The following is a 24,866-nucleotide window of genomic DNA, read 5'->3' on the forward strand; positions in this document are numbered from 1 at the left end:
CGTTCTCCTAGCTCTCGTAGGTGCTCAGTCCCGGGCGGTAGGTCTTGTCGTCGAGGAAGCCCTGCATGCCCTTCGCGCGGGCTTGCTCGTCGTAGAGGATCGCCTGGTCGTGCTTGGCGTAGAGGAAGTCCTCCGCCGCCTCCCACGACATGAGCCGGGAGTGGCGGAACCCCATCTTCGCGCCGCGCACCACCCACTGGCTCAGGCTGCTGAGCTCGCGGGCCAGCTCGACCGTGCGTTCCCGCAGCCGGTCCGCGGGCACCGCCTCGTTGACCAGGCGCATCTGCTCGGCCCTGCGGCCGTCGAAGGGCTTGCCGGTCATGATGTGGTACATCGCGTCCCGGGTCGGGATCACCTCCGCGAGCGCGCGCGTGACGAGGTTCCCCGGCGTGACACCCCAGTTGACTTCGGACAGTCCGAACTGGGCGTCCTCGGCGGCGATGGCGAGGTCGCACGAGACCAGTGGCACGAAAGCGCCGCCGAAGCACCAGCCGTTCACCATGGCGATCGTGGGTTTCGGGTAGCTGATCAGCTTGTGGTGCTGCCAGTCCGTGCCCTGGCGCCGGACGCGGTTCTGCACCCACCGCGGCTTGCCGTCGGTCTCCCGGAAGTACTCCTTCAGGTCCATCCCGGCGGACCAGGCGCTGCCCGCGCCGGTCAGCACCACGACCTGGACCCGGTCGTCCCCTTCGAGCGCGTCGAGCACCTCGAACATCTCGACGTTGAGCGCCGGGTTCATGGCGTTGCGCTTCTCCGGGCGGTTGAAGTACACCCAGCCGATGGCGTCGTCGTCGATCTCCACGCGGACGGTGTCGCCGCCGGGGAGCTCGGTCAGGTCGGTAGTCATTCAGCGATCTCCTCGGTGGTGAAGGCGTCGGCGAGGTCGGTGGAGTTCAGGGTCGAGCCAAGGAGCCCGAAGGTGGCGAGCGTGGCGTCGTGCGCCCGCTCGTCGGCCGCGGCGCAGGCGTCCGCGACGAGGACCGTGCGGTATCCCAGGCCCACGGCGTCGCGGGCGGTGCCTTCCACGGTCACGTTGGTCGCCACGCCGGTGACGAGGACGTGGGTGATTCCGCGGGCGCGCAGGATCAGGTCGAGTTCGGTGCCCTGGAAGGCGGAAATGCGGGCGTGGGTGATGACGGGCTCTCCCGTTCGCGGGGCGAGTTCGGGGATGATTTCGGCGCCCTCGCTGCCCTCCTGCAGGCATTGCGTGGCGGCCACCTGCTCGTAGAGCGCGCAGTTCTGGACGAGGTCCGGGTAGCCGGGCCGGAACGCGGCCCGCGCGTAGACGACCAGCGCCCCCTGCTCCCGGGCGGTGGCCAGCGCCTGCGCCGCGTGCTTCACGGCGTCACGCCCCTCGACCTCGTCGGCGAAGAACGGGCCGAACGCGCCCTCCCGCGTGACGATGTCGCGCTGCCAGTGGACGTTGACAAGGGCTGTGGTGCTGGGGTTCATGGCACGCTCCAGTGCGTTGTGGACGGTCAGAGGGCCGAGGACGGCAGCTCGGTGAAGACCGGTGAGGCGTGCTCGGCTCCTCGCAGCGCCGCGGAGACCCGGGGCAGGCCGTACCGGGCGAACCACCGGCCGGCGGCGACCTTGCCGAGGTAGAACTCGCGCTCCCCGGCCGCACCGGCCAGTGCCGCCTGCGCGGTGACGCTCGCGCGCAGCGAGAGCCACCCGATCACCAGGTCTCCCAAGGACATCAGCAACGGGGTGCAGTCCTGGGCGGCCAGCGCGCGGTCCTCCGCCGAGGTCCACCGCCGGACCACCAGCGCGGTCAGCGCTTCGAAGTCCGCCAGCGCGGTGCGCAGCAGCCCGCATTCGGTCTCGAAACCCGCGAGATCCGCTTCGGCGGTCGCGGACACCTCCGCGAGCAGGGCGTCGAGCGCGGCGCGGTCGTCGCGCACGATCTTCCGGCCCACGAGGTCGAGCGCCTGGATACCGGTGGTGCCCTCGTACAGGGCGTCGACCTTCGTGTCGCGGACGTACTGCTCCAGCGGGTAGTCCTTGAGGTACCCGGAGCCGCCGAAGACCTGCAGCGACTCCTGTCCCAGCAACCGCCACGCGGTCTCCGAGCAGTAGCCCTTGATCACCGGCAGCAGCAGCTGGTGACGGACGTCGGCGGCCTGGTCGAAAACCCCCGCGTGCCGCGCGAGCTCGACCCTGTCCTGCTGGGAGGCGGCGTAGAGGATCAACGCCCGCATCCCCTCCGCGTGGGCCTTCTGGGCGAACAGCGACCGGCGGATGTCGGGGTGCTCGACGATCGGAACCGGCGGCCCGTCCTTCGCCGACACCGGGCGCCCCTGGACGCGGGACCTGGCGTAGTCCAGCGCGTGGAGGTAGCCGGTGGAAAGCGTGGCCATCGCCTTGACGCCGACGAGCATCCGGACGTGCTTGATGATCTCGAACATCTGCGAGATCCCGGCGTGCCGGTCGCCGAGCAGGGTGCCGACGGCGGGCTCGTCCACGCCGAACGTCAGCTCACACGTCGGGTTCACGCTGAGCCCGAGCTTGCGCTCGAGTCCGGTGACCCGGACCCCGTTGCGTCCCAGGCACTTCCCAGTGTCCAGGTCGACGTGGAACTTGGGGACCACGAACAGCGACAGCCCCCGGGTGCCGGGGCCGCCGGCGCCCTCGACGCCGGCCGGACGAGCCAGGACCAGGTGGACGATGTTCTCGGTGAGGTCGTGGTCGCCGTAGGTGATGAACCGCTTGACACCCTCGATGTGCCAGGAGCCGTCCTCCTGCGGGTGGGCACGCGTCCTGGCCGCGCCGACGTCCGAGCCCGCGTCGGGTTCGGTCAGCACCATGGTGACCATCCACCGCCGGTCGCGGATCAGCTCGGCCAGCCGCTTCTGCTCGTCCGTCCCGTGTGCCGTGAGCAACCGCACGACCTGCGCGATCACGTTGAGCCCCATCGGGACCGGCGGGTTGGCACCGAGCATCAGCTCGGTCACGCACCACCGCAGCGACGGCGGCACGACCTCCTCGTCGTCGCGCGGGGGCAGCTCCAGGTCCAGCCAGCCGGACTCGAGGTAGTCGAGCGCCGTCTCCCGGAACGCCTGGGGCAGGCGGACCGCGGACTCCGCCACGTCGAACGCCAGTGGCTCGGCATCCACGTCGCTGAACGTGCCCGCCAGCTTCCCGCTGGCATACCGCTCGGCCTCGGTCAGCACCGCGTGCGCGGCGGCCTGGTCGATCTCCCCGAAGGCAGCCCCGGCGTAGCGTTCCCGAGACCCGAGGAGCTCGAACAGGACGAACTCCATGTCCCGGACGTTGGCCCGGTAGTGACTGCTCACGGCTCCCCACTTCCTTGTGACAAGAACCTTGATACCCGTGTTTATCAAGGCCCTTGATACTCTGTCAAGCATGAACGGCCCCGAGGACACCTCCCGCTCGCAACCCCGCGTGACCTACCTCGTCAAGCGCCTGGAACAGGCGGTGCGCTCCCACCTCGACGAGGCCACCGGCGAGGTGGGACTGACCACGCCCCAGTACGCCGCGCTCAGCTCGCTGCTGACCAGGCCGGGCACCACGTCGGCCGAGCTGGCCCGCATGGCGTTCACCTCCGCCCAGGCCATGAACCAGATGGTGGCGACGCTCGAGCGCAAGGGCCTGATCCGGCGGGAAAGCCTGCCCCACCACCGCAAGCAGCTCGGGATCTTCCTCACCGACCACGGCCTGGAGTGCCTGCGCCTGTGCGAGGAACGCGCCGATCAGGTCGAGAAGCGGATGTTCGCCGACCTCAGCGCCGCGGAACAGCGCACCCTGGCCCGCCTGCTGCGCAAATGCTCCAGCGCGCTGGCCGGGGACGACGCCCGGGCTAGCGGGGACTGATGACGAAGTTGCTGAAGCCGCCGTTGCGGTTCTCCACCCCGGAGATGGCGTCGTTGACCTTCTCGAGCGGGAAGACGACGTTCTCGAACACCGACAGGTCCACCAGCCCGCTGTCGGCGAGCTGCGCCATCTGCTGGCCTTCACCCGCGGTGAACCAGATCGAACCCCGGAAGCTCAGCTGCTGGTCCATGATGTGGTGGACGTCGAAGGGCACCATCCCCGCCGTCGCACCGATGTTGACCGCGCGGCCGCCACGCCGCAGCGAGGCGATGCCCTGGATGAGCCCTTCGTGCGGTGCGCCCGGCCCCAGGGCGTCGATGTAGACGTCCACTCCGCGGCCGGTCCGCGACCGCACCCAGGCGTCGACCGGGCCGTCGAGCGTCGAATGCGTCTCGATCCGGTCCGGGGCCAGCGCACGGACCCGGTCGAGCAGCGCCTTGTTCCGCCCCGTGCCATAGATCCTGGGCACGCCCATGGCCAGTGCGAACAGGGCCACGCCGAGGCCCAGCGTGCCGGAGACGCCGTTGATCAGCAGCGTGGTGTCCGCGCCCACCGCGGCCTTGCGCAGCGCGGAATAGCCCGTGCCAAGATAGCCGAAGCGCGCCCCGTGCGCGAAGCTGATCGACTCGGGCAGGCGGACGAGGCTGTACGCCGGGGCCAGCAGGTACTCGGCCAGCCCGCCGTAGGGGTAGCGGTCGAGCAGTTTCGTCGACGAGGCGGTGAAGCCGAAGTAGCCTGCGAAGGCGTAGCTCTCGCAGTCGATGTGCTCACCACGGCGGCAGGCGGGGCAGTCTCCGCAGTGCCGGCCCGGGTTCACGTACACGCGGTCGCCCGGCTGGAAGCCGTGGACGTCCGCGCCGACCTCCTCGACGACCCCGGCCGGGTCGAGACCGAAGATCGCGGGCAGCCCGGGCAGCGGGTTCTGCGGGAACCACGTGGTCCAGTTGACGAGGATGTTCGCCAGGTTCGGCACGATGTTGCACGCCTCGACCCGCACCACCACGTCGGAGCCGTAGGCGGTCGGCTTCGCGACGTTCTCCAGGACCATCGGCTCACCGACGCCGTGCATCCGTGCCGCTCTCATCATTGTGGACACAGTCATCCCTCACCGTCGTCACGACCGGGCTCCCCGTCGAGCCGCGGCAGGCCAACCATGACCCGGCGCCCGTGCGCACGGACACCCGCGTTCCGGCCAGTGGGCAGCTTCTTCCCTTTCCATGTATCAAGGAACCTGATATCAAGGACCCATGTCGGGAAACAACGGGGTTCCCGGGCTGACGGTCGTGGCGAAGGCGTCGATGATCCTGGACGCCTTCGCGGGCAACCGGATCGCGATGTCGCTGTCCGAGCTGGCCAGGGCCACCGGCCTGCCGTCCAGCACGGTGCACCGGATAGCGCGGGAGCTGGTCGCCTGGGGCGGCCTGGAACGCACCGACCGGGGTGACTACGCCGTGGGCATCCGGTTGTGGGAGATCGCGGCGCGCTCACGCCGCAGCTACGGGTTGCGGGAGACCGCCATGCCCTTCCTGCAGGGCCTGTTCGACCTCACCCGCCAGCACGTGCAGCTCGCCGTGCTGGACGGCACGGACGCCTTGTTGGTCGAGAAGATCTCGGCGGCGCGCGCGGTGGAGACCGTCGGGCGGGTCGGCGGGCGGCTGCCCCTGCACGCCAGCGCCGTGGGTAAGGCCCTGCTCGCTTCGGCTCCGGCCGGCGTCCAGTCCCGGGTGCTCGCACACCCGCTGCCCGCGTACACGCCGCACACCCTGACCTCGCCTCGCGTGCTGCGCCGTGAGCTGGCCGAGACACGGCGACGCGGGTTCGCACTGGCCACCGAGGAGATGAGCCTGGGCGCCGTGTCCTGCGCGGCTCTCGTCCCGGGGCCGTCCCAGGAGGTGGTGGCCGCGGTGTCGGTCGTCCTGCCCGCCGGGGACGGACCGGGCCGCAAGTGGAGCACCGCCGTGCTGGCCGCCGCCTTCGGCATCGCCCGCGCGCTGGCGCAGCAGCGCCCGGTCGCGGCGATCAGCGCGCGGCTGACCGGTTCCTCGGCGCCGGGATCACCTCGTGAGCGAACAGGCGCGCCTCCTCGCGGGTGAAGGTCTCGCGGGCCGGTCGGAGGCCAGGCGGCCAGATCTCCTCGACGAGCAGGTTCAGCGTGTTGTGCGAGCCGAGATCACCGAGCGCCCATGGAGACTTGCCCGGCCAGGTGACGGGACGCCAGCACCGCCAGCGCCACGGAGGTGGCGGTGGGATTGCACGCCGTGGGGGTGGGGATGACCCCGTTCCCGGCCACGTAGAGGTTCTCGAATCCCCACACGCGGCTGTCCCGGTCGCAGACGGACGTGCCGTCGTCGACTTCCCCCATTCGCACAGTGCCCTGGTAGTGCAAGGAACTGCCGGCAGGCAACAGGCGCGGCTCGCTGCCGGGGAAGAAGTCGCCGATCGCGGCGGCCTGGGCGATCATGTCCCGCTCGGCACGGGCGATGGTGTCCCGGTCGCGCCGGCTCAGTCCATAGTGGATCGTCATCGCGGGCATGCCGAATTCGTCCAGCTCGGTGTCGGAGAACTCGACGCGGTCCTCCGCGCGGATGTCCTTGGTGGTAAACCGGCCCCAGGTCACCACCGGCCGGTGCTGGACGTCGGCGCCGGGGATCTCGATCGGCGTGGTCCCGACCTGCATGACCTGGGTGTGGAAGGGGAAGTCCGGCTCATGGAAGGGGATCCACAGCACGCCGCTCAGCAGTTCCCTGCGGTCGTCCGCCGCGGTCGAGGGACCCGCGGCCGTGTCTCGCAACGCCAGCGCGCTCACGATCTGCGGCTGGTCGTTGAGGTGCGTGCCCAGTGCCCGGGGGCGGATATCCGATGCCCACAACAGTTGCGGGGTGCGCAGCGCGTCGGCGGCGACCACGACGAACCGGGCCCGCACCAGATGCGTTTCGTTCGAGTGGCGATCGGCCAAGATCGCGCCGGACACACGGCCGGACTCGTGCAGCAGCCGGCGGCAGACCGTCTCGGCCGCCAGGGTGAAGCGCTCATGCTGCCCGCGCGCCAGAGGACCCAGCACGGTGTCCACTCCGGACCAGTGGGGCAGTGCGTGCCCGGTTGGGGTGCAGGCCAACGGCATCGGCTGGACGCGGCGATCGGCGGGGCGTCCCGCGTCGAACAGGTTCGACAGCGTGCGCCGCAGTTCCCGGCTGGTGTCGGTGTCCGGAAAAGCCTCGGTGGTGACGCCGAGCAGCGTGCACGCGCGGTCGAACGCGTCGTCGAACGAATCCTCGAGGAAGCCGATCCGTTCCGAGCCGCCGGGCTTCGGACAGGCGCAGGTCCAGTGAGCGCCCATCCCGCCGACGTTCGCGGACAGTGCGGCCGCCGGCATGCCGGTCTGGTCGTCGTCACCGGTGATACCGGCCTCCCGCAGCAGGAAGGTGCCGGGCCGTGCCGCGAGCCGGCCACCGGCACGGCCGGTGTCCGAGGTTTCCTGGCCCGTCCAGCGGGTGGCGAGATCCTGGGCACGGCGCCGGTTCCCGGCATCGAGATTGCGCACGTTCGCCCCGAGGCTGTCGGTGAGTCGTGGCCCCGCCTCGACCATCAGGACCGACAGCCAGGGGGCCGCGTCGTACAGTTCCCGGGCGAAGGTCGCGCCGACCGGTCCGCTGCCGACGACCAGAACGTCCGCCCGCGACGGCAGGGAGCGGCGGGCGGTGCCGTGCGGATCACCGTCCACTGTCGAGCGCCTCACTCCCCCGCGCTGCGTCCTGCTCCAGCAGTTCGGCGATGACACGCCGTTCCAGCTTCTGGTGCCGGGCGATCATGTCCCACGGATCGTCGGTGACGTTCCAGTGCCAGCCTTCCCACTCACTGGAGATGTAACCGGTGTAGCCGCTGTCGATGAAGACGCGCAGGATGTCCTTCACGGGCACCGAGGGTTCGTCCCCGGACGCGTCGATGTCGAAGAACTTGCCGTGCATGTGCACCGTCCAGGGCGCGACCAGTGCCCAGTCCGCTGGCTTCGCGTGCCCGAACAGCCCGATGGAGTTGCGGGCCAGCGGCTGCCCCTCGGCGCCGACGCCCTCTTCGTCGAGAATCCGGTAGGCCGCACGGTACATCTCCGGCAGTGCCGAGTCGTCCAGGATCGGCCCGCGCTCGTGCTGCGCCAGCCAGCTCTCTTCGATGCGCTGGATGTACCTTTCCGGCAGGCCGTTCCGCCGGCCCACCTCGAGCCGGCTCGGCGGCAGCCGCCGCATGCTGCTGCCCCAGTCGGGGATGAACCCCAGACGCGGCGAGCCGAGCTTCTCGTAGCGTTCCCGCAGGGCGGCCATGATCGGGTGACGCGGCGAGTGGTGGGCGTGGATCTCGATCCCCAGCTTGACGTCTTCGCGTTCGGCGATCGGGAGCAGCCGTTCCATGTCGTCCGGCGTCAGTGAGTACTGGACGCGCACGACGGGGAAGCCGAGCTTGCGCGCCATGACGATCTGCGCCTCCATGTAGGCGACCAGCTCGTCCGGGGTGAGCAGCCGGTCCCGCCGGATCCCGGCGTCCGCGTTCGCCCCGATACAGGCCGCCACGAGCCCGGTTTCGTCGATCAGCGAACGGAACGCGCTGATCTGCTCCTCCGACAGCCGGGGCCAGCCCCGGAAGCTCTGAAAGCCGACGACCTCCAGCCCAGGCCCGAGCCCCAACTCGGCGACGCGCCGGGCGGCGTCTTCGAAGGAGATGCGACGGCCGTGGAAGTCCCGGGTGACGCTGTAGAGCGTGGTGGCCAGCTCCGGGCCGCGGGACGTGGTCTCGTTCGTCATCAGGCTGCCACCTTCAAGCGCGCAGAACAGGTATCGAGATTGACCAGGGGCGAGCCGTCCACCGGCAGGTACGGGATGTACAGGCCCAGCACGACGGTCACCTCGTGCTCACCGGGCGCGGCGGCCACGGCGGAGTCCACCGTGAGCAACGCCGAGTCGAGGACGTACCACCAGGTGTCGGTCAGCGACGCCATGTCCGGGACGGACAGCGGACCGGTAGCCGCCACGCTCAGGCTGATCGCGTCGTCCGGGACTTCGGTGCCGTCGACCGTCACGGTGATCCGTTCAATGCAGGACAGTGGCAGCGCCCGGTACCAGGTCAGGCGGAGCCCGGCGCAGAAGCCCTTCGCCGTCGGGCGAACCGTCCCGGCCTCGATCAAACGTTCTGGAAACACCACAACCTCTTTTCCGGCATCACCCCCGTGAGCCACGCTGACGGTAACGCAACGATATACACTTCACAAGATTATCGGCGCTATCAACGAACCGGGCCCGGGATCTTTGGTTCAAGTGTAGACAGTCGAGCTTTTGGCTTCTAGGGTCGTCGGCACTACACCGCGCTGCGGACCCGCTCCGCGGGCGACAGGCACGACGATGAGGTCGGACGTGAAATGATCAAGAAAACCCGTGTTTGCCTCGGGCTGGCGGCCGCGGCGATCGTGAGCCTGGTGGCCGCGTGCTCCTCCGGCGGCGACGCTGACCCGAACACGATCACCTTCAGCGGTCAGACATCCGAGCAGGGCATCTGGCAGCCGCTCTTCGAGGCCTTCGAAAAGGCCAACCCCGGCGTCAAGATCGACGCCCAGTACACGCCGAACGACTCCTATCCGCAGCTGATCCAGACCCGGCTACAGGCCGGTCACGCCGCCGACGTCATCCAGACGACGCCGGGCACCGGCGGTGGCCTCGCGGCCCTCACACTCGCGGCCGGCGGCCAGGTGGCTGACCTGAGTGCGAACTCCTGGGCCGCCTCACTACCGGACAGCACGAAGAAGCTGGTCACTCTCAACGGGAAGATCTACGGGTACCCCACCGACCTGGCACCGTTCTTCGTGGCCTACAACCCCGAGATGTTCAGCAAGGCCGGCGTCTCGGTGCCCACTACGTTCGCCGAGCTGACGGCCGCGTGCACCAAGCTCGCCGCCACGGGCGTCACCCCGATCAGCCTGGCCGGGGCATCGTTCCAGAACGTCAGCATTCTGGTCCAGACCATCGCCGCGAACGACGTGTTCGGTCCCGACCCGGACTGGAACACCGAACGCGCCGACAAGAAGACCACGTTCGCCTCCAGCCCGTCCTGGCAGAAGGTCATCTCGGACATCCAGAAGATGAAGGACGCGAAGTGCTTCTCCACGGATGTCGCCGGCGTCAAGGCGCCCGTGCACATCCAGCGGTTCGCCACGGGCCAGGCCGCCATGCAGGTCATGCCGGCGCAGGCGATCGTGCAGGTGCGCGCGGCCGCGCCGAAGTCCTTCCAGTTCTCCTCGTTCGCCTTCCCCGCGGACACCGCCGCGCAGACCAAGGTGTCCGCGGGCAGCGGCATCGCCCTGGTGGTCAACGCCAAGGCCGGCAACCCCGCACTGGCGCAGAAGCTCATCGATTTCCTGGGCCAGCCCGCGCAGCGGGCCACCTACGCCCAGACCGCGGGCACGATCGCACCCGGGGCCGCTGCCGACGGAAGCGACGTCTACACCGACGTCCTCACTCCGCTGAAGCCGTACCTGACGGCCGACAAGGCGCTGACCTTGAACTACCTGGCCTGGCCGACCGCCAACGTCGCGCAGCAACTGGCGACCAGCGCCCAGGGGCTGTTCACCGGCCAGAAGTCGGCCGAGCAGGTTCTCGGGGACGCCGACCAGGCATGGGACGGCGCGTCGAGGTGACCGTCCGCAACGATCGGCCCATCCAGGCCGAACCCGAGACCCGGTCAGCCGGCCCGGCGAGTCGTGGCCGGTCTGGCCGGGTCCCGGGCCTAAAGCTGTCGAGGCTGTGGGTGCTGCCGGCCCTCGTTCCGGTGACGCTGCTCCGCTACGTGGCTGTCGCGATCGGCGCCTACTACGCGTTCACGAGCTGGGACGGCGTCAGTGTCGACGCGACCTGGGTGGGCCTGGCGAACTTCAAGCAGATCTTCTCCGACGACGTGGCCCGCAAGGCCCTCTGGAACACGCTGATCCTCGCCAGTCTCGGCGTGCTCCTGTCCAACGTCATCGGACTGCTGCTGGCACTGGCGCTCAACCGCCTCCTGAAGACCCGCCACCTGCTGCGGTCGATGTTCTTCGCGCCGTTCGCCATCACGCCGCTGGCCGTGTCGTACGTGTGGGCCTACATCTTCGACTACGACGGGCTGCTCAACCGGGTCCTCGGCTGGGTCGGGCTGTCCGGCTGGCGCCATGTCTGGACGGCCGACCCGCACTGGGCGATCTGGACCATCCTCATCGTGCTCGTCTGGCAGCTCTCCGGCCTCTGCCTGATCATCTACCTGTCCGGGCTGCAAGGAATACCCGACGAGGTCCTCGAAGCGAGCGAGCTGGACGGCGCGGGGCACTTCGCCCGGTTCCGCCACGTCCTGCTGCCCATGCTCAACCCGGCGGTCACCATCGCCGTCGCGCTCCCGACGATCATGACGCTGCGGGTGTTCGACCAGGTGATCGGCCTGACAGGCGGCGGTCCCGCAGAAGCAACGGAGACACTCGCGACACAGGTCTACCGCCAGTCGTTCGCCAACGGCAACTACGGCTACGGCGCGGCGATCGCGCTCGTGCTGACCGTGCTGATCGCGGTGGTCGCCCTGCTGCAGATCTTCGTCCTCCGACGGCGAGGAGACACCGAATGAGCCGGCTTCGTTACCGCCCGAGGACTTTCGCCCGCGAGATCGTCATGCTCGTGGCCGCCGCGATCTGGTGGGTGCCGTTCTACCTCATCGTCGCGCTGTCGCTACAGGACGACGACGCGGTCCAGCACCGGTCGCTGGCCCTGCCCATCACGCATCCGCAGCTGAGCAACTTCTCGGACGCCTGGTCCGACCCCACCAACGGGATGGGGCACGGCCTGCTCTCCAGCCTGATCATCACCGGCGGCAGCGTCGTCGTGATCGTCGTGCTCGCGTCGCTGGGTGCCTACGCGATCGCGCGGCACGCCGGCCGGCTCAGCAACGGGCTCTACGTGACGTTCGTGATCGGCATCGTGCTGCCCTACCAGCTCGGGCTCATCCCGGCGTTCGTGGCGCTGCGCGAGCTCGGTCTGGTCGGCACGTACCTCGGCATGATCCTGCTCTACACCGGGCTCGAGATGCCGACCGCCATCTTCCTCTACGCCGGTTTCATCCGGGCACTGCCCAGGGACTACGAGGAAGCGGCTCTCGTCGACGGTGCCACCCCGTTGCGGATCTTCTGGCGCGTGGTGTTCCCGCTGCTGGCCCCGGTCACCGCCACGGTGGCGGTGGTCACGGCCTTGTTCGTCTGGAACGACTTCTTCGCCCAGCTGGTCTTCCTCGGCGGCACGGCCAACCAGACCCTCCCCGTCGCCATCTACGGCTTCGTCGGCGAATTCAGCACGCAATGGAACTATGTGTTCGCCGGCGTCGTGCTCTCCGTGCTCCCCGTTCTGGCGTTCTTCGTCCTCACCCAGCGGAAACTCGTCAAGGGCTTCACCGGCGGTATCAAGTGATGGGCGATCCCTATACCTTGGGCCTGTCCGCGAAGCGGCACTTTCCCGGCGACCACAGCGTGTTCGCCTGGTCGGTGTGCGTCCGGCTGCCGTGGTTCCGAGCGCTGCCCGTGTCGTGCGTCGAGCAAGTCCTGTTGACGCTGGACGGCGAGGTGATCCCCGAAACAGACCTGCTCGCCCAGTTCGGCGGTCGGCTGGTGCCGTTGTCCGCCCTGCGGACGATGCCCGATCGCTACTGGGCGGTCGAGGAAACGCTGTCGGTCGGCGTTCCGGCCGGTGGCCCTGTGCCACCGGCCGGGACGGTGGTCAGCGTCGAGCTGACCCTGCGGATGCCCGACGGCGGAGGTCCCGACTGGGTGCGGCGGACATCGCGCGCCTCAGTGCGACTGCCGGAGCCGCGCGAGGCCCGCTGGCCGCTGGGGGTGTGCACGTTCAGCTTCGGCGGTGAGCTCCGGCGTGGTCGTTCACTCCGGTCCTGCCTGCAGGAGGTGGCGAGAGCCGGTTACGCGGCCGTCGAGCTCCTCGGCGCCCAGGTGGTCGAGGGCTATCCGGCGCCCGAACCCCGATGGCTGGACCGTTTCTCGGGCATGGTGCGAGAGACCGGCCTCGTTCCGCTGTGCTACGACGCCTTTCTCGATCCCGGGCGATCGACGGACGGCACCGTCGACGACACCGACCTTCTGCGCTGGGCCGACAACGAGTTGACGATCGCGGAAGCACTCGGCTGCAGGTATGTCCGGCTCAACGCACCGCCGCGGCTCCTCGAGCGGCTGGCCGGATCCGCCGATCGGCGTGACCTCGTCGTTCTGACCGAGCTGCACGCGCAAACCGCGCACGACACGGATGTCCAGACGCTCCTCGAACTGCTGCACGGGCTGCACTCCTCCCGGCTGGGGCTGATCCTGGACCTGTCGTGCGTGATGCGGTCACTACCGGCCGGGTTCACCGCACGGCTGCCCGGCGATATCGCCCGGACCATCGAGAACGGCTGGCACGCCGGTACGCCGCTGCCCGTGCTGCAGGCCGAGCTGGCCGGAACCGGGGCAGGCGACGAGGCGGCGCGTGTTGCCCAGCGCGCGTACCGGTTGTTCCGGCGCTCGGGCACCGGCTGGTTGCCGGACGTCCTGCCGTTCACGCGGATCGTCCACGGCAAGTTCTACGAGATGCACGGCGGCCAGGAGCCCGCGATCTCCTACCGGGACGTGCTCGCGGAACTGTCGAAAGCACAGTTCGACGGCTACCTCATGAGCGAGTTCGAAGGGCATCTCTGGCAGGAGGCGCCGGACACCTTCGGGCAGCTCGCCGAGCACCGCCGCATGATCTCGGAGCTGTCCGATGCCTAGGCCGCACACCGGCCGGCTGCCGGTCGCGCTGGTCGGGTTCGGCGGCTCCGGAGCCGGCATCCATCGCCCGCTGATCTCCGCACATCCGGACCTGAGTCTCGACGTGATCGTGACGAACAGCTCCGAGCACACCGGCCAGGCGCGGCAGCTCTGCCCGGACGCGCACGTCACGGGCGACCTCGACGTGGTCGGCGACTGTGCGGTCGCGGTGGTGGCGATACCCCCGGAATACCGCGCCGATACGGTCGGGAAGCTGCTCGAACTCGGTGTCCGCGTAGTGCTGGAAAAGCCGATGGCCCCGAACCTGGACGAGGCGAGACAGCTCCCGCACCGCGACCTCCTGACAGTTTTCCAGAACCGGCGGTGGGACAGCGATTTCCTGACCCTGCAAAGACTGCGCTCGGAGGACGCGTGGACGGGACCGGTGCGGCTGCAGTCCCGGCTCCAGTGGTGGCAGCCCACCGTACGGGACGGCTGGCGAAACCGGCCGTACGGTGGCGGGATCCTCCTGGAAGTCGGTTCGCACCTCATCGATCAGGCGATCACGCTCCTCGGCCCCGTCACAGCCGTCTACGCCGAACTGGACACGCGCCGAAGCGCCGCGATCGCAGAGGACGACGTGTTCCTCGCACTGCGGCACGCGGACGGCAGCCGGTCCCACCTGTCGATGGGCCCGGTCGGCAATGCCCAGTCGCCCCGCTTCGAACTCACCGCCCAGGACACCCGGATCACGCTGGAAGCACCGGACCGGCAGCAGGACCAGCTCGCGGCAGGAATGACACCCGGCGCGGACGGATGGGGGATGCCGGACGACTCCGGCTGGTTCATCCAACGCCGATCCGGACCGCCGCTGCCAGTCCGGGGCGAACGCGGACGCTGGCAAGCCTTCTACGACGGTGTGGTCAACTGGGTAGCCGACGGCGGCGACCCCCCGGTGGGGGCAGCGGAAGGAATCGCGACGATGCACGTCATCGACGCCGCCAGGCGATCGAGCGCGGAATCACGAGTGGTGGCCCTGGGGGAAGGACGATGAGCGATGGTTGACCGAGCGGCGCTGATGGACGCACCCGACGAGCTGATGGAGCTCCTGAAACTTTCCGACCGCCGTGAGCCCGCCGTGGTCGACACCGTCGTCTGGGTCGTGCTCGGCATCCTCCAGGGACGCCTCGTCCCGGGGCAGGATCTCAACAGCGTCGAACTGGCCAGCCAGGTCGGCGTCAGCCGGATCCCTGTCCGCGAGGCCCTGGCATTGCTGGAGTCGCAGGGCCTGGTCGAAATGCGGGCCCGCAAGCGACCGCGCGTCGCGGCGTTCAGCCCGGAGCAGATCCGCGAAGTCTTCTTCGTGCGGGCGCAGCTGATGTCGGCGCTCGGAAAGATCGCCGCGGAACGGGCCACCGACAGCGATCTGGCGCGGCTCAGCTCGATCGTCGACACGCTGCGCAAGTACGCCGCGGCCAACGATGACGACGACTATCGGTGGGCCCACTTCAAGTATTTCGACATCATGGTCGAGATCTCCGGAAACGAAACGGCGCGAGGGATCCTGAACTCGCTGTTTCTCCGCACGCTCTCCCGGCGACGTGCCCTCTCGGAGCCGGGCCGCGTCGCCGAAAGCCTCCATTTCGCGGAACTGATCCTGGAAGCCTTTCAGCGGCGGGACGGCGACCTGGTGGCGCTGCTGGTGCGGCGGGCGATCGAAGCCGCGCTCGCCGCGATCGAACGCGCCGCGCCACCGCCCGACGAGGCGTGACGCCGCGTTGAGCCCTGTGGCGAGTGGCGTCTCTCCCAGTTCGTCAACGTGTCACTGGCAAGCGTCCTGCCCCACCGAAAGCACGGCGGTACGCGAGCGGCGTGACGCCGACGGCGGCGTACAGGTGCTTGCGCAACGAGGCAGAGGTCGCGAACCCGACCTGCCGCGCGATGTCGGCCACGGGCAGGTCGCTGGATTCCAGCAGGTGACAGGCTCGGGAGACGCGCTGCTGGATGAGCCAGCGCCCCGGGCTCGTGCCGACCTCGTCGTGGAAGCGGCGTGCGAAAGTGCGCGCGCTCATCTGCGCTCGCCGGGCCAGATCCGCGAGGCTCAGAGGCTCGTGCAGGTTCTGCAACGCCCACTGCCGGGTGGCCGACGTCCCCGTCTTCGACGCCGGCGGGATCGGCAGTTCGCTGTATTGCGCCTCCCCGCCGTCGCGCCAGGGCGGGACCACACACACCCGCGCCACCCGGTTGGCCAGTTCGCCGCCGTGGTCCTTGCGCAGGAGGTGCAGGCAAGCGTCCACTCCGGACGCGGCTCCCGCGGAAGTCAAGACGTCCCCGTCGTCGACGAACAGCACACCCGGATTCAGCCGAACCTGGGGAAACCACTCGCGAAAGAGATCGGCCAGGACCCAGTGCGTGGTGGCCGGGCGGCCGTCGAGCAGCCCAGCGGCGGCGAGCACGAACGCGCCGGTGCAAATGGACACGAACCGGGCGCCGGGCCGCACGTACTCGAGCGCCGCGATCACCGGCTCCGGCAAGTCCCTGGTCAAGCTCGCCGCGGCGAACGGCGGGAGCACCACGATGTCGGCTGCCTCCAGCACCTCCGGCCCGTGCTTGACGGTGATCAGAAAGTCCGAGCTGGTGCGGACCGGCTGTTCGTCGACCGCACAGGTCACGACCTCGTACAGGCCCGTCCGCGGAGCCGAACACCCGGTCAGCGATCCCCAGTTCGAAGGGATACACGCCATCCAGCGCCAGGACGGCGACTCGTTGAGGCGCGGACATGGCAAGATCTTACCCAAAGATGGCTATCCGGCCATCACTCCAAGGGCGCCCGGGGCGTCACAATGGACACATGAGTGACCAGGAAACGATGCGCGCCATCCAACACGACGCTTACGGCGGTCCGGAAGTCCTGAAGGAAGTCCGCATCCCGCGGCCGACTCCGGGTCTGAGTGAGATCCTGGTCGCCGTCCGTGCGGCCGGGGTCAACCCCACGGACTGGAAACACCGCGACGGGCGCGCGTTCGTGAAACAGCTGCCCCTGGTCCTGGGCTGGGATGTGTCCGGCATCGTGGAGTCGGTCGGTTTCGGCGTCACCCTGTTCAAACCGGGGGACGAGGTGTTCGGCATGCTCCCCTACCCCTACGGCGTCGGCTCGCACGCCGAGTACGTGGCGGGGCCGGCGCGCGCCTTCGCCCGCAAACCGGAGAACGTCGATCACGTGCATGCCGGGGCTCTCCCCCTCGCCGCGCTCACTGCCTACCAAGCGCTGGTCGACACGGCAAATGTGCAAGCGGGACACCGTGTTCTCGTGCACGCGGCAGCCGGCGGGGTCGGGCACCTCGCCGTGCAGATCGCCAAGGCACGCGGCGCTCACGTCATCGGCACGGCGCGGGCGCCCAAGCACGACTTCCTGCGCTCGCTGGGCGCCGACGAAGTGATCGACTACAGCACCACGGATTTCGCCGAAGCCACCGGGGACATCGACGTGATCCTGGACCCGCTCGCCGGAGAAACCCGCACCCGGTCCTTCGGCGTGCTCCGTCGCGGCGGGACGCTCGTTTCGCTCCTGCCGTCCGACTCACCGGAACAAGATGCGGCGAGGGCGGCCGAGCTGGGTGTCCGCGCGGAGACGATGTTGGTCGAAGCCGATCACGCGGGCATGCTGGCCATCTCCGACCTCGTGCGATCCGGACAGCTGCAAGCCCACATCGAGGCCGTCTTCCCGCTTTCCGAAGCAGCGAAGGCGCACGCGCTGGGCGAAAGCGGCCGGACCACCGGCAAGATCGTTTTGACTACGTAGGCGTTCCGGCCGCGGGTGGCCCGGCCACCCGCGGCCGCCGACTACTTCTGCGTTCTCGACGGGCGGCTGGCCCGCGAGCACCGACGTCCTTTTCTTTCAGCTCAGGCTCTTCGCAGCCGCTTCGGCCGCGCGCAGAGCCAGCGCCACGCTCGTGAGCGTCGGGTTACCGGCAGTCGGCGTCGGGATGACACCATTGCCGCCGAGGTACAAATTGGATAGTCCCCACACGCGGCAGGTGCCGTCGGTGACGCTGGTGCCGTCGTCGGTGGCGCCCATGCGCACCGTCCCTTGATAGTGCAGCGAACTGCCGGGCTGCAGCAGCAGGAACGGATCCGGTTCCCGTAGCCGGCCGATCGCGGCGGCACTGCGGCGCATGTACGTCTTCGCCAGCTCGATCCGTTCCTCGTCGACCTCGGTGAGCCCGTACTCCACCGTCATGGCCGGCATGCCGTAGAAGTCCCGCCGGGACTCGGAAAACACGATCCGATCTTCCGGCCGCAGGTCCTTCGGCACGAAGTACCCGAGCCCCACCGTCTGTGTGTTCGCGTTCCGCACCTCGCCGGTGAGCGGCACCGGGGACAACTCGAAGTGCATGATCTGGCCGTGGAACGGGTGGACCTCGTCACTGAAGGGAAGCCAGTAGACGCCGGCGAGCGGGTCGTCGTCCCCGGACGCTCGTTCCTGCGGTTCGTCGAAGTCGACGTCCACGAGGCTCATGACCTGGGTGTGGTCGTTGAGGTAGCGTCCGAGCGCCTGCGGGCGAATTCCCGACGCCCACAACAACTGCGGGGTCCGGAAGGAGTCGGCGGCGACGAAAACGAGCCGAGCGTCGATCCGCCAGGTTTCCCCGGTTGGCACGTCGCGGACTTCGACACCCCGCACGTCGTCGCCCTCGACGATCAGCCGCGTCACGAGGGTTTCGGCGCGCAGGCGCACTTTCGCGTCCGACGGCAACTGCTCCCAGATCTTCGCCGGGCCGGTCCACTCCCGATGTTCGCCGGGACTGACGGCCAACGGCATCGTCGTGGGGCCGCGCCCGATTTTCACGGCGTCGGGATACTCCTCGCGCAACCCGGCCAACACTCGCTCACCGGTTGCCGTTGCGGGAAACGCGTTCTGCGTGACGCGCAGCAAAGAGCGCGCCTCCTGCAAGGACGAGGACCACTCGTCGGCCGAGAGCAGGTCGGTGCGCTCGGATCCGTAAGGCCAGGGACACGCACAGGTCCAGTGCACCCCCATCCCGCCGACGTTCGAGGACAGCGCGGCAGCGGGCATCCCGCCAGGAGCGCCGCCCAGGGCGGAAAGCAGAAAGGTACCCGGCCGTGCCAGTACGTCGGAGCCTTCCCGGGCCGCGCGGCGCGTGCGGTCCTGCAGCACCGACACTCCGTACGACTGCTGGATCGGCCCCTGGGAGCGCACCTGCATGGCGGCCCGCTGTTCGAGATCCGGAACGTTCTTGACGTTCACGCCTGCCGTTCCGGGCAGCCACGGTCCGACCTCCAGCACCAGGACCGAAGCCTCGGGGCGCAGCAGCGCGAGCCGGGTGGCCGCGGCACTGCCCACCGGGCCGCTGCCGACCACGACGATGTCGGCTGCGACAGGTCGTCCAGTCTCCCGCACCGGCGCGTTCGTCTCACTCACAGCGTTCTCCTCGTCCGACATCCCTGCATCGGACGGCAGGTTACGCATGTTTTGAACAAAACACAACAACTTGGCGAGATCATGGGGGCCACAGAGCGGTCGGTAACCAGGAGATCACGACCTACAAAGGTTGTTTTTTGCTCAATCTGAGCATAAGTTATTCGCCAAGTCCGCTGGCGTGCGACTGCCCGCCAGCCTGCTGACAGCAATCCAGCGGCTCCCACCGCCAGGGAGCCCGGCACAACGAGGTGAGGATGAACAGCAGCAGTCGCAAGACCCGCTTGGCCTGCTTGATGGCCGCGGTACTCACGCTGGCCGGTTGTTCGGAAACCGCGACGACCGGCGGCTCCCCGGACAATGCCGCCACCACGACCACGATCGACGATTCGATCGGTGCCAGTTTCAGCGGTGGTTCGGCCGGCGCCGCCACCGGCGGCAAGACGATCAAGGTCGGGCTCATCAACCAGGAGGGTGGCACGGTCTCCGACCCCGAGGTGAGCGCGGCCATCCAAGCCGCCTTCAGCTACGTCAACGAGAAGCAGAGCGGGATCAAGGGCGCCACGCTCCAGCTCGAGGTCTGCAAGATCGGCTCCTCGGAGGAGGAAGCCCAGCAGTGCGCGCAGCGTTTCCTCAACGACCCCAGCATCTCGGTGGTCATGCAGGGCGGCCTCAACGTCGGCACGCAGGCGGTGCACCAGACCATCAACGGCAAGAAGCCGACACTGGTGACGCTCGCGAATCCTGGGACGGACACCACCGCCGCGGGCACCTACACGCTCAACCCGAACGTTCTCGCCTCGATCCCGGGCATGCTCACCTACGTCAAATCCAAGGGCTACAAGAACCTCGTCGTCGTCAGCAGCGACGACCCCGGCGACCTGCAAATCGCCCAGTACGCCAAGCAGACATACGAGGCGGCCGGCCTGCACGTCACGAACCTCACGTTCCCACAAAGCAGTACGGACCTCACGTCGACATTCACCTCCGCGGTGAACCAGAAGGCCGATGCGATAATGCCACTCGTCGCCACCACATCGGGCTGCACCGCGGCAGCGTTGGCGCTGCAGCAGCTCGGAGCCTCCACACCGATCATCGGGACCTCGCTGTGCGCGACCGATGACCTGCACAAGACACTCGGTGATTTCCCGAAGTGGTCCTTCGAGGCGAACACGCTGTTGCAGTACGCGGACGACCCGACGGGTCAGATGTCGTTCTACAAGGCGGTCATGGCCAAATACGCTCCGGGTTCCCAGATCGGCATCGGCGCGCCGGCCGCGTTCGGTGCCGCGTTCGCCCTCGCCAAGGTGCTCAACACTATCGGTCCGGACGCCGTCACTCCGGACTCCGTCGCCAAGGGACTGGCCGGTTACACCGACGGGGTCCTGCTGGGCACGCCGAAGGTGAAGTTCGGTTCGGTCGAAGGCAGCCCGGCGCTGTCCGGAATCGCGGACCGCTTCTACACCTACGAAGGCAACGACCACTGGACGGCCACGGACTGGGCGAACCTGCCTCGGTGAGGCCGGTCGGGACACGGACGGGAGAAGTCCCATGCAGATCTTGCTGTTCGTTGTACTCGGTCTCGGCAGCGGTGCGCTCATCGCCGGGATCGCACTGAGCCTGCTGCTGACCTATCGCGGCTCGGGCACCATCAACATCTCCGCGGGCGCGATCGCGATGCTGGGCGCGTACGTGTTCTACGGCTTACGCGTCGAGGGTTTCCTCCTGTTCCCGGTCCTGCCCGTCGCGGGCGGACCGGGGCGGGTCGTGCCCGTCCCCGCGGCCGTGTTGTACACGCTCGTCACCTGCGCAGCATTCGGTGTGCTGCTGCACCTGTTGGTGCTGCGGCCGCTACGCACCCAGTCAGCGCTCGCGAAACTGGTCGCGACCGTCGGCGTCTACCTCGTGGTGCAAGCCTATGTGGTGCTGGTGTTCGGCACCCAGGGCAAGGCCGCGCCCAGCGTCGTCTCCTCCGTCTCGCTCAAGATGTTCGGCGGTGTGGTTCCCAGCAACCGGCTGTTGCTCCTCGGCCTGGTGGTCGTGCTGGCCTGCGCACTGGCCGCGCTCTACCGGTACAGCCGGTTCGGCCTCGCGACGCGGGCCGCGCAGCAGAACGAGGACGAGGCAGCGCTTTCCGGTCTGTCCGCGAGCCGGATCGCGATGGTGAACACAGTACTGGCCAGTGTCATAGCCGGTGGCCTCGGCATCTTCGTGGCGCCGCTGACGCAGCTCGACCCCTCCACGATCGCGCTCGCGGTGGTGCCCGCTCTCGGGGCGGCGCTGCTGGCGCGGTTCACCTCGTTCCTCATCGCCGGTGCCGCCGGAATCGGGATGGGGGTGATCGGCTCGCTGGTCACCGCCGCGCAGGCGCAGCCGTGGTTCCCCACCTCGGGTGGCCTGCCCATGCCCGGCGTCGTCGAACTGATCTACTTCCTCGTCATCGCGGCGATCCTGTTGTTGCGCGGGCAGAGCCTGCCCGACCGCGGCACCATCGTCGAACCCCGGCTGCCGGCCGCCCCGGCACCAAAACGGGTCACGCGCCCGACAGTGATCAGCGGCATCGTCGCGGCAGCAGCGTTGTTCCTCCTTCCCTTCGACTTCCGGCAGGCGCTGATCCTGAGCATGATCGGCGCAGTCGCCTGTCTCTCGCTGGTGCTCGTCACTGGTCTGATCGGGCAGGCTTCGCTGTTCCAGTACGGTCTCGCCGGGGTTTGCGGCCTCGTCCTGTCCAAACTGGCCAGCCAAGCCGGCGTCGGCTGGCCCTGGTCCCCGTTGGCCGGGATCGTCGCCGCCACGATCATCGGACTGGTCGTGGCCCTGCCGGCGCTGCGCGTACGCGGGGTCCAACTGGCCATTCTCACGCTCGCCGCCTGCGACGCGCTGCTCACCTTCGGGTTCCAGAATCCGGTTTGGGGTGCGCGCGGAGCGGGATCTCCGGTTCCCGAGCCGACGCTGTTCGGGTTCGACATCGGGGCCCAGTCCCCCGTACCGGGCATCGACGGTGCGCTCCCCAGTCCGTTCTTCGGCTTGTGCTGCCTGGCCGTGTTGCTGGTGGTGTCCCTCGGGGTGGTCGCCGTCCGGCGGTCGACGCTGGGCAAGCAGATGCTGGCGGTCCGGTCGAACGAGCGCGCTGCCGCGGCGTCCGGCATTTCCCCGCGCCGCATGAAGCTGATCGCGTTCGGCCTGTCCTCGGCGGTGATCGCGCTCGCCGGAGTGTTGTACAGCTACAACTTCAATGCGGTGGACTCGACGCGTTTCAGCATCGCGAACACGCTGGGCCTGGTGGCCTTCGCCTATCTCGGCGGGATCACGACCGTACGGGGCGCACTCGTCGGTGGATTCCTGATCACGCAGGGGCTCGGCAGCTACGCGCTCAACCACTTCCTCGGCATCAACACCACGGTGCAGACCGCGATCGCCGGTCTGCTCCTGATCGTCACAGTCGTGACCAACCCGGATGGCATCGCGCTGTCCGCCAAACCCCAGTGGCCGGGACGCCTGTGGCGCGCACTCCGCAGATCGCCGCGGGCCGCCACACCCGTGTCCGACGGCACGATGGTGCAGGGAGGAGTGCGATGACCGCCGCACTGGAGACCGTCCGCCTCGGCGTGACGTACGGCGGGAACAAGGCGCTGGACGACGTGTCACTGTCCATTTCCGAAGGCGAGCTGGTCGGCCTGATCGGGCCGAACGGCGCGGGTAAGACCACGTTCATCGACGCGATCACCGGCTTCACCCGGTGCAGCGGAAACGTCATGCTGGAAGGCACGGACATCAGCGGTGACAAGCCACACGTCCGCGCCCGCAAAGGTCTGAACCGCACCTGGCAAGGCGCCGAACTCTACGACGAGCTGACCGTCCGCGAAAACCTGGAAGTCGGGGCGGCCAACTCCCAGGCGGGTGGAGGACTGCGCAAGCTGCTGACCGGACGCGGCCCGGCACCCGAAGCTGTCGATCGGGCACTGGACTTGCTCAAGCTGCGGCACCTGGCCGATGATCTGCCGGAAGCGCTCCCCCAGGGGCGCCGCAAAATGGTCGACGTGGCGCGGGCGTTCGCCGCGGGCGGGCGAGTGCTGTGCCTTGACGAGCCCGCGGCGGGGCTCGACTCCGACGAGAGCCTCGAACTCGGCAGGCGGCTTCGGTCCCTTGTGGACGCGGGGACTTCGCTGTTGCTCGTGGACCACGACATGGGCTTGGTGCTCAGCGTGTGCGACAGGATCTACGTGCTCGACCTAGGCCGGGTCATCGCCGTCGGCACGCCCGAGGAGATCCGCTCTTCGGACGCCGTCGTCAAGGCTTACCTCGGCGAGGAAGGAACCGCGGCATGACCGACGGAAACGTGCTCGAGGTCCAGAACCTCAGCGTGGGCTACACCGGAGTTCCGGTCGTGCGGAACCTGGGCCTCCGCATCGGCCGTGGTGAGATCGCGGCCCTGCTCGGTCCCAACGGTGCCGGGAAAACGACCACACTGCGCGCCATCTCCCGGCTGCTGCCCGTCCAGTCGGGCCACATCCTGTTCGATGGCGAACCGGTGACGAACCAGACCCCGCAACAAGTCGCGCGGAGCGGCCTGATCCACATGTCCGACCGCCGCGGCATTTTCCCCAACCTGACCGTGGAAGAGCATTTCCGGCTACGTCACCGCGGCCAGAAAATCAACCGCGACATCGCTTTCGACCACTTTCCCGTGCTACGAAAGCTCGCCAAGCGCCGGGCAGCTCTGCTGTCCGGCGGTGAGCAGCAGATGCTCGGGCTGGGCCGTGCGCTCGCCCGCGAACCGAAGCTGCTGCTGGTCGACGAACTCAGCCTCGGGCTGGCGCCGGTGATCGTGAAGGACCTGCTGCCCGTTCTCCGGCGTGTCGTGGCCGAAACCGGGGCGGGGGTGCTGCTGGTGGAACAACATGTGCAGATGGCACTGGAAATCGCGGACCACGGTCATGTCCTGGTGCACGGCGACCTCGCGGTCTCGGGCGACGCGCGTTCACTGCGACAGGACCGTAAGCTTATAATGTCCAGTTACCTAGGGGAACGAGTGTCCGGTGAGCCCGAGGTCGCCTGAAGCTGGAGCTCATCGGCTGATGGAGACCACGCTGCATGGCTGATCACACGCAAACCCTGTCGCTGATCCTCAGCATGATCAGGAGCGGGATCGCAGTCACGCGGCCCGAGCTGACCCGCCAAACCGGGCTCGGCCGCACGATCATCACGCAGCGCGTCGAGGACGCGATCCGGGCAGGTCTGCTGGTCGAAGGGGATCACGCACCTTCGACCGGCGGCCGCCCGTCCCGCACCCTGCGGATCGCGCCGGGACGCGCCGTCGTACTCGCGGTGGTGTTCGGCGCAACTCGGCTGCACGCCGCCGTCGTCGACCTCGACGGGACCTTCCTGGACGACCAGCGGATGTCGTGGGACATCGAGGCGGGTCCGGAGGAGTCGCTCGCGACTCTGCACGACCTTTCCGCGAAGCTGCTCCCCCCCGAACTGCGTGAGCGGTTGTGGGGCATCGGCCTGGGGCTGCCGGGTCCGGTCGACTTCGCGCGCGGGATACCCGTTCAGCCACCGATCATGGCCGGATGGGAGGCCTTCCCCGTCCGCGAACGGCTCGAGGAGCACTACGGTGTGCCGGTTTGGATCGACAACGACGTCAACCTGATGGCGCTGGGTGCGTGGAGCAGGACGCGCCGCGCCGCAGGTGACAATCTGTTGCTGCTCAAGGCAGGCACCGGCATCGGACTTGGTCTGATCTCCCGCGGGCGCCTCCACCGCGGCGCGCGCGGTTCCGCGGGCGACTTCGGGCACACCATCGTCGCG

Annotated in this window: 23 protein-coding genes; 14 read left to right on the top strand and 9 right to left on the bottom strand. The window is 68.7% G+C overall.

Translation table 11 applies throughout. The features are described from left to right. Positions 1 to 7 precede the first annotated feature (7 nt). The 3 genes from FHX82_RS26875 to FHX82_RS26885 are packed head-to-tail and all read right to left on the bottom strand — an operon-like array spanning position 8 to position 3,296. Positions 8 to 847: a p-hydroxycinnamoyl CoA hydratase/lyase gene (locus FHX82_RS26875; protein ID WP_145933557.1), complete on the bottom strand. Its 840-nt coding sequence runs from the start codon at positions 845 to 847 to the stop codon at positions 8 to 10. Then, positions 844 to 1,452: a cysteine hydrolase family protein gene (locus FHX82_RS26880; protein ID WP_145933556.1), complete on the bottom strand. Its 609-nt coding sequence runs from the start codon at positions 1,450 to 1,452 to the stop codon at positions 844 to 846. The genes FHX82_RS26875 and FHX82_RS26880 overlap by 4 nt, the downstream gene beginning before the upstream one ends. Before the next feature lie 26 nt (positions 1,453 to 1,478). Continuing rightward, positions 1,479 to 3,296: an acyl-CoA dehydrogenase gene (locus tag FHX82_RS26885; protein WP_229880252.1), complete on the bottom strand. Its 1,818-nt coding sequence runs from the start codon at positions 3,294 to 3,296 to the stop codon at positions 1,479 to 1,481. A 70-nt stretch (positions 3,297 to 3,366) separates the two neighbouring features. Here FHX82_RS26885 and FHX82_RS26890 point away from each other — a divergent pair, with 70 nt between their 5' ends. After that, a complete protein-coding gene (locus FHX82_RS26890; protein ID WP_145933554.1) occupies positions 3,367 to 3,834 on the top strand; it encodes a MarR family winged helix-turn-helix transcriptional regulator in 468 nt (155 codons plus the stop codon). Here FHX82_RS26890 and FHX82_RS26895 read toward each other — a convergent pair. Then, positions 3,821 to 4,921: an alcohol dehydrogenase catalytic domain-containing protein gene (locus tag FHX82_RS26895; RefSeq protein WP_221216565.1), complete on the bottom strand. Its 1,101-nt coding sequence runs from the start codon at positions 4,919 to 4,921 to the stop codon at positions 3,821 to 3,823. The genes FHX82_RS26890 and FHX82_RS26895 overlap by 14 nt on opposite strands. A 160-nt stretch (positions 4,922 to 5,081) precedes the next feature. Here FHX82_RS26895 and FHX82_RS26900 point away from each other — a divergent pair, with 160 nt between their 5' ends. After that, positions 5,082 to 5,927, top strand: coding sequence for an IclR family transcriptional regulator (locus FHX82_RS26900; protein WP_145933552.1), 846 nt, complete (start codon positions 5,082 to 5,084; stop codon positions 5,925 to 5,927). Between the two features lie 77 nt (positions 5,928 to 6,004). Here FHX82_RS26900 and FHX82_RS26905 read toward each other — a convergent pair whose 3' ends face one another. From FHX82_RS26905 to FHX82_RS26915, 3 genes are read right to left on the bottom strand one after another with little or no spacing between them, the layout of a single operon-like run. Then, positions 6,005 to 7,570 (bottom strand): GMC oxidoreductase, encoded by a 1,566-nt coding sequence (locus FHX82_RS26905; RefSeq protein WP_373308534.1) that lies wholly within the window; start codon positions 7,568 to 7,570, stop codon positions 6,005 to 6,007. Beyond that, positions 7,545 to 8,627, bottom strand: coding sequence for a sugar phosphate isomerase/epimerase family protein (locus tag FHX82_RS26910; protein ID WP_145933551.1), 1,083 nt, complete (start codon positions 8,625 to 8,627; stop codon positions 7,545 to 7,547). The genes FHX82_RS26905 and FHX82_RS26910 overlap by 26 nt, the downstream gene beginning before the upstream one ends. After that, positions 8,627 to 9,022: a C-glycoside deglycosidase beta subunit domain-containing protein gene (locus tag FHX82_RS26915; protein WP_145933550.1), complete on the bottom strand. Its 396-nt coding sequence runs from the start codon at positions 9,020 to 9,022 to the stop codon at positions 8,627 to 8,629. The genes FHX82_RS26910 and FHX82_RS26915 overlap by 1 nt, the downstream gene beginning before the upstream one ends. A gap of 216 nt (positions 9,023 to 9,238) precedes the next feature. On the opposite strand from FHX82_RS26915, the gene FHX82_RS26920 reads away from it, so the two are divergent. The 6 genes from FHX82_RS26920 to FHX82_RS26945 all read left to right on the top strand — a co-directional run bounded on the left by FHX82_RS26920 (position 9,239) and on the right by FHX82_RS26945 (position 15,386). Next, positions 9,239 to 10,510: an ABC transporter substrate-binding protein gene (locus tag FHX82_RS26920; RefSeq protein WP_145933549.1), complete on the top strand. Its 1,272-nt coding sequence runs from the start codon at positions 9,239 to 9,241 to the stop codon at positions 10,508 to 10,510. A 131-nt stretch (positions 10,511 to 10,641) separates the two neighbouring features. Continuing rightward, positions 10,642 to 11,460 carry a carbohydrate ABC transporter permease gene (locus FHX82_RS26925; RefSeq protein WP_221216566.1) on the top strand — a complete coding sequence of 273 codons (819 nt, stop codon included), beginning with the start codon at positions 10,642 to 10,644 and terminating at the stop codon, positions 11,458 to 11,460. After that, on the top strand, positions 11,457 to 12,293 hold the full coding sequence (locus FHX82_RS26930) for a carbohydrate ABC transporter permease (protein WP_145933547.1): 837 nt from the start codon (positions 11,457 to 11,459) through the stop codon (positions 12,291 to 12,293). The genes FHX82_RS26925 and FHX82_RS26930 overlap by 4 nt, the downstream gene beginning before the upstream one ends. After that, positions 12,293 to 13,636 carry a C-glycoside deglycosidase beta subunit domain-containing protein gene (locus FHX82_RS26935; RefSeq protein WP_183176855.1) on the top strand — a complete coding sequence of 448 codons (1,344 nt, stop codon included), beginning with the start codon at positions 12,293 to 12,295 and terminating at the stop codon, positions 13,634 to 13,636. Before FHX82_RS26930 ends, FHX82_RS26935 begins: the two co-directional genes overlap by 1 nt. Further along, positions 13,629 to 14,669: a Gfo/Idh/MocA family oxidoreductase gene (locus tag FHX82_RS26940; RefSeq protein ID WP_145933545.1), complete on the top strand. Its 1,041-nt coding sequence runs from the start codon at positions 13,629 to 13,631 to the stop codon at positions 14,667 to 14,669. The genes FHX82_RS26935 and FHX82_RS26940 overlap by 8 nt, the downstream gene beginning before the upstream one ends. A gap of 3 nt (positions 14,670 to 14,672) precedes the next feature. Beyond that, positions 14,673 to 15,386: a GntR family transcriptional regulator gene (locus FHX82_RS26945; protein WP_145933544.1), complete on the top strand. Its 714-nt coding sequence runs from the start codon at positions 14,673 to 14,675 to the stop codon at positions 15,384 to 15,386. Positions 15,387 to 15,429: 43 nt separating this feature from the next. Here FHX82_RS26945 and FHX82_RS26950 read toward each other — a convergent pair whose 3' ends face one another. Further along, a complete protein-coding gene (locus FHX82_RS26950; protein ID WP_308431539.1) occupies positions 15,430 to 16,287 on the bottom strand; it encodes a GlxA family transcriptional regulator in 858 nt (285 codons plus the stop codon). 197 nt (positions 16,288 to 16,484) lie between these two features. Between FHX82_RS26950 and FHX82_RS26955 the strand changes: the two genes are divergently transcribed. Continuing rightward, complete coding sequence (locus FHX82_RS26955; protein ID WP_183176864.1) at positions 16,485 to 17,417, top strand: NADP-dependent oxidoreductase; 933 nt, start codon at positions 16,485 to 16,487, stop codon at positions 17,415 to 17,417. Between the two features lie 96 nt (positions 17,418 to 17,513). On the opposite strand, the gene FHX82_RS37855 is transcribed toward FHX82_RS26955, so the two are convergent. Further along, entirely contained in the window at positions 17,514 to 19,058 is a 1,545-nt protein-coding gene (locus FHX82_RS37855; RefSeq protein WP_221216567.1) for a GMC oxidoreductase, read from the bottom strand. A gap of 254 nt (positions 19,059 to 19,312) precedes the next feature. Between FHX82_RS37855 and FHX82_RS26965 the strand changes: the two genes are divergently transcribed. From FHX82_RS26965 to FHX82_RS26985, 5 genes are all read left to right on the top strand, one after another. Then, positions 19,313 to 20,575 carry an ABC transporter substrate-binding protein gene (locus FHX82_RS26965; protein WP_145933541.1) on the top strand — a complete coding sequence of 421 codons (1,263 nt, stop codon included), beginning with the start codon at positions 19,313 to 19,315 and terminating at the stop codon, positions 20,573 to 20,575. Between the two features lie 31 nt (positions 20,576 to 20,606). Next, the gene (locus FHX82_RS26970; protein ID WP_145933540.1) at positions 20,607 to 22,634 is read left to right on the top strand and encodes an ABC transporter permease; all 2,028 of its coding nucleotides are present in this window, start codon (positions 20,607 to 20,609) and stop codon (positions 22,632 to 22,634) included. Next, positions 22,631 to 23,383, top strand: coding sequence for an ABC transporter ATP-binding protein (locus FHX82_RS26975; protein WP_145933539.1), 753 nt, complete (start codon positions 22,631 to 22,633; stop codon positions 23,381 to 23,383). Before FHX82_RS26970 ends, FHX82_RS26975 begins: the two co-directional genes overlap by 4 nt. Beyond that, a complete protein-coding gene (locus FHX82_RS26980) occupies positions 23,380 to 24,114 on the top strand; it encodes an ABC transporter ATP-binding protein (protein ID WP_145933538.1) in 735 nt (244 codons plus the stop codon). Before FHX82_RS26975 ends, FHX82_RS26980 begins: the two co-directional genes overlap by 4 nt. A gap of 35 nt (positions 24,115 to 24,149) precedes the next feature. After that, a partial coding sequence (locus FHX82_RS26985) for an ROK family protein (protein ID WP_183176856.1) occupies positions 24,150 to 24,866 on the top strand: 717 nt, incomplete at its 3' end.

It is taken from the genome of Amycolatopsis bartoniae (assembly GCF_014191255.1).
GTDB lineage: Bacteria > Actinomycetota > Actinomycetes > Mycobacteriales > Pseudonocardiaceae > Amycolatopsis_E > Amycolatopsis_E bartoniae.

Coding starts and splice junctions, on each gene's coding strand:
- FHX82_RS26875 (WP_145933557.1), bottom strand. CDS start 847: ATGACTACCGACCTGACCGAGCTCCCCGGCGGCGACACCGTCCGCGTG.
- FHX82_RS26880 (WP_145933556.1), bottom strand. CDS start 1,452: ATGAACCCCAGCACCACAGCCCTTGTCAACGTCCACTGGCAGCGCGAC.
- FHX82_RS26890 (WP_145933554.1), top strand. CDS start 3,367: ATGAACGGCCCCGAGGACACCTCCCGCTCGCAACCCCGCGTGACCTAC.
- FHX82_RS26895 (WP_221216565.1), bottom strand. CDS start 4,921: ATGATGAGAGCGGCACGGATGCACGGCGTCGGTGAGCCGATGGTCCTG.
- FHX82_RS26900 (WP_145933552.1), top strand. CDS start 5,082: ATGTCGGGAAACAACGGGGTTCCCGGGCTGACGGTCGTGGCGAAGGCG.
- FHX82_RS26910 (WP_145933551.1), bottom strand. CDS start 8,627: ATGACGAACGAGACCACGTCCCGCGGCCCGGAGCTGGCCACCACGCTC.
- FHX82_RS26920 (WP_145933549.1), top strand. CDS start 9,239: ATGATCAAGAAAACCCGTGTTTGCCTCGGGCTGGCGGCCGCGGCGATC.
- FHX82_RS26930 (WP_145933547.1), top strand. CDS start 11,457: ATGAGCCGGCTTCGTTACCGCCCGAGGACTTTCGCCCGCGAGATCGTC.
- FHX82_RS26935 (WP_183176855.1), top strand. CDS start 12,293: ATGGGCGATCCCTATACCTTGGGCCTGTCCGCGAAGCGGCACTTTCCC.
- FHX82_RS26940 (WP_145933545.1), top strand. CDS start 13,629: ATGCCTAGGCCGCACACCGGCCGGCTGCCGGTCGCGCTGGTCGGGTTC.
- FHX82_RS26945 (WP_145933544.1), top strand. CDS start 14,673: ATGGTTGACCGAGCGGCGCTGATGGACGCACCCGACGAGCTGATGGAG.
- FHX82_RS26955 (WP_183176864.1), top strand. CDS start 16,485: ATGCGCGCCATCCAACACGACGCTTACGGCGGTCCGGAAGTCCTGAAG.
- FHX82_RS26965 (WP_145933541.1), top strand. CDS start 19,313: ATGAACAGCAGCAGTCGCAAGACCCGCTTGGCCTGCTTGATGGCCGCG.
- FHX82_RS26970 (WP_145933540.1), top strand. CDS start 20,607: ATGCAGATCTTGCTGTTCGTTGTACTCGGTCTCGGCAGCGGTGCGCTC.
- FHX82_RS26975 (WP_145933539.1), top strand. CDS start 22,631: ATGACCGCCGCACTGGAGACCGTCCGCCTCGGCGTGACGTACGGCGGG.
- FHX82_RS26980 (WP_145933538.1), top strand. CDS start 23,380: ATGACCGACGGAAACGTGCTCGAGGTCCAGAACCTCAGCGTGGGCTAC.